This window comes from Helicobacter sp. T3_23-1059 (assembly GCF_053654515.1).
Genome location: NZ_JBSIUV010000104.1, coordinates 1 through 3291, shown reverse-complemented (window position 1 = coordinate 3291; position 3291 = coordinate 1). Strand labels below are relative to the sequence as shown.

The 3291-nt window shown below is 39.5% G+C and carries 3 protein-coding genes; 1 reads left to right on the top strand and 2 read right to left on the bottom strand.

Going from position 1 to position 3291, the window contains the following annotated elements; all coding sequences use genetic code 11:
- Positions 1–125 precede the first annotated feature (125 nt).
- Both ACWIX0_RS13135 and ACWIX0_RS13130 read right to left on the bottom strand, forming a co-directional pair.
- Complete coding sequence (locus ACWIX0_RS13135) at positions 126–1892, bottom strand: sulfatase-like hydrolase/transferase (protein ID WP_454174436.1); 1767 nt, start codon at positions 1890–1892, stop codon at positions 126–128.
- 122 nt (positions 1893–2014) lie between these two features.
- On the bottom strand, positions 2015–2380 hold the full coding sequence (locus tag ACWIX0_RS13130) for a hypothetical protein (protein WP_454174435.1): 366 nt from the start codon (positions 2378–2380) through the stop codon (positions 2015–2017).
- 351 nt (positions 2381–2731) lie between these two features.
- Between ACWIX0_RS13130 and ACWIX0_RS13125 the strand changes: the two genes are divergently transcribed.
- A complete protein-coding gene (locus ACWIX0_RS13125; RefSeq protein ID WP_454174434.1) occupies positions 2732–2938 on the top strand; it encodes a hypothetical protein in 207 nt (68 codons plus the stop codon).
- Positions 2939–3291: the final 353 nt, after the last annotated feature.

Below are 3291 nucleotides of genomic sequence, written 5' to 3'. Positions count from 1 at the left end.
GCCTTTTTTTGCCCTAAGCCACATTGTTTTTAGCATTCCTTTGCTTTGTGGCACATAGATTTTAGTGGCGTTGCATTTCAAAAGGCTTTAGTCGCATATTTTTGTGGCTAAAGGCGTTTGTGTGATTATTTTAGCTCTTTATCATAATCTACATTTGCCTTTGTGCCGAGCATTCGCGCACGATTCGCGCTAAAATCATCGCTAAAAATGCTACGATTTGATTCATAGCCATCGATTTGAAATCCCGCAATGTCAATTAGCGCGTGGATTAAATCATCTATCATAAAAGGCTTTTGCGTGGATTTTGCGATTTTGGCATAGATTTGCGGGTGCAAAGCTTTGAATCTATCGCTTACAAACACGACAAATGGCACTTCCACCATAAAACGCGTGATTTTGCTATCTACACGAAGTGAGCCTATGCCCGTGTCCCACACATCATTTGCGTGGTCGCTGATATAAATCACAATGCTATCGGTGTCGCTAAATCGTTTGATAACCTCGCCTACCACAAAATCCGTGTATAAAATGCTATTTGCATATTGTGCTAAATCCGCTTTGGCGCGGAATTTTTGGGCGTTAGATAAGTTGTCTATGTGCGGATTGTCTTTTATATCATTTGGGGTAAATCGCTCAAAATCCTTTGGATAGCGATTTGCATAGCCCACATGCGAACCCATTAGGTGAATTGCTAGAAATAAACCGCTAGATTCTGCGTTTGTTTCCATCATTGCGAGATTCTGCGAAGCAGAATCGTGGCAATCTATTGCGTTATTTAAATCATTGATTGCCGCGTTTGCTTCGCTCACTCGCAATGACAAATCAGTAGAATCTACCCAACCCCTAACCCCATCCGCAAGGGAGGGGGAACAAAACGCAGAATCCTCCGCAATGGAGGGGAGATTTTTAGATTGCTTCGGCGATTGTGTAGAATTGCCTCGCAATGACGGATTATTTTTAGATTCTGCGGGACAAACAATCGAAGTATTTGCGGTGTGGCTTTTGTATTTGTGAAAATTTTCAAGGAAACTTCGTTTTGGGGAGTTGAGACTAGACTTGGTGTCTGCGAAATCCCCAAAATTTTCACAAGTGCGAAATTGCATACCCAAAGACAAATTGTCTATAATTGGCAAAATCTCCCCATCAAACCCCATACCATCTAGCCTCTTTCCTGCAATGCTATCCGCACTCCACAGCAACCTATCAGCGCGAGAAAAAATAGTCGTAGTCGCCTTGCTCCACAGGCTAAATCGCTCTTGATTGCTTATCACAGCGGTTTTGTAGCCTCCTAGTCTCATCGCATCAACTACATTTAGATACTCAAACCACTTTTTGTCTAAATTGTCCTGATTTGCGAAAGTTAGCACTTGGGATAGCGACTCAAATGTGCTAACCTGCGAACTTATCACATCATCAAAAACAAACAGATTTTGCGATTTTTGGGCGTGAATCGCGCTTAAAATGGGCGTATTTGGCAGATAATGCCCATAGATTTGCATTTTGTCGCGCTGTGCTGACTCGCCGATGATTAGGACAATATTTGCGATTTTTTTATCCTGTGGTGCGGGAGTGTGCGCGATATTTTGGGCGTATTTTTCAAAATCCGCGTTTATTTGCTCATACTCCCTCATCGCCCCAAATATCGAATCCACCGCGTCTTTTATCGAAGTAGTCGCCACATAAACCACATCACTTTCGCGCTCATTATACGGACGAAGTCGCAAGCAATGCACCAAAATTAGCGCGATTAGTAACGCAATAAAGATTATCCAAAAGATTTTTATGCGATTTTTGGGTTTTTTGGATTCGTTAGATTTGCGGGATTTTTGGGCAGATTCAAGCGAATTAGATTCAGGCGAATCTAACTTATCTTGATTTTGCCCCCCCCCCAATTAAGATTTTATAAATTGCGTTGTCGCCATAGCGGTAAGTCGCGCCAAGTAGGGCTAAAATCAACGCGGAGAAAATCACAAATTTCGCGCTCAAATATTCGCCCAAAAATTCGCTAACTTCGCTAGGGGTCGCTTTGCAACGCCACACCTACTAAATGCGAATTTAGCGTCCCACCAAAATTTAGGACTAAAAATAAATTTATGATTAGCAAAATCGCGCTTGTTAGGCTTACAAGCACGACAAATGCCTTTTTGATTTTAACACCAAATCGCCCCAAAACACGCTCCAAAGGCAAATAAAACACCACGCAAAATGCCAAAAAATAAGTGCAAAATAGCATAATTTCGCGGAATGCCAAGCAATGCCACCAATGCAAATCAAAAAGTTTTGGTAAGTTGCTAAACTGCGCTAGTGCGATAAAAATGCTATTTAGCACAAAGATTAGCGCGAAATGTTTGACAAAAAATATGTCTTTAAAAAATGCCATTGAATCGCTCCGTTTTGGAATTAAAAAAAGCGTGAATTATAACATAATTTTTATTTGCGATTTTATGTGCCTACAATGTCATTGCTAGAATTAGATATTCCTCCTTTGCGGATAGAGACTTGTGGTGGGTTTCTTTAGATTCCGACACCGCCATTGCAAGAGTCTAGGCTAAAAACGACTAGATTTGTGGCAATCTAGCCCTTTTTCATTACTTGAGCGAGCAAAATGAGCGAAGTATCTCTAAAACTAAAAATACAAATATAAATATTTCGCTTGTGCTCAGTATGACAAAAATGGTAAGTCTAAATATGAAAATAGGAGAGATACTTCAGGGCTTAAAAACCCTCAAGTATGACAATGTTTTTTTACCTTATGGTTTTAATTATTGATTACCACGCGTTCGTTTCTGCAAAAACGCAGATTCTAAACGCTTGCAATGACAAACATAATAGATTGCCACGCGCAATAAATTGCGCTCGCAATGACGGAGTGAGTGTGGATTTCCGTGTGTTAGATTTTTGTAGCTTTTGGCAAAGTCGTGGCAAAATCTCGCAATGATACAAAAACAACATAAAACAAAATAACCCGAAACAAAAAAACAACCTGCTTTTAACAAAACAAACCAAAGAAAATAACCTACATTACACCAAATAAATCAAAAAAAACCTACACAAAACGAAATAAAATAAAACTAAACAGCAATAACCACAACGAAAAGAATCTAAACTACACTACGCAAAACAAAGATAAACTAAAAACAAAACTACGCTTAATGAAACAAAACAAACTCTACACCACATACGCTACATTGCATTACAATATAATACAATACACTACGCCACATTACGGCTACACTACACCAAACAACACCAAACAAAAACAACATTCCTAGCATTTAGCATTTTTTCTTA

Excerpts from the sequence above, each read along its gene's own strand:
- ACWIX0_RS13130 (WP_454174435.1), bottom strand. The coding sequence starts at position 2,380 with ATGGCATTTTTTAAAGACATATTTTTTGTCAAACATTTCGCGCTAATC.
- ACWIX0_RS13125 (WP_454174434.1), top strand. The coding sequence starts at position 2,732 with ATGACAATGTTTTTTTACCTTATGGTTTTAATTATTGATTACCACGCG.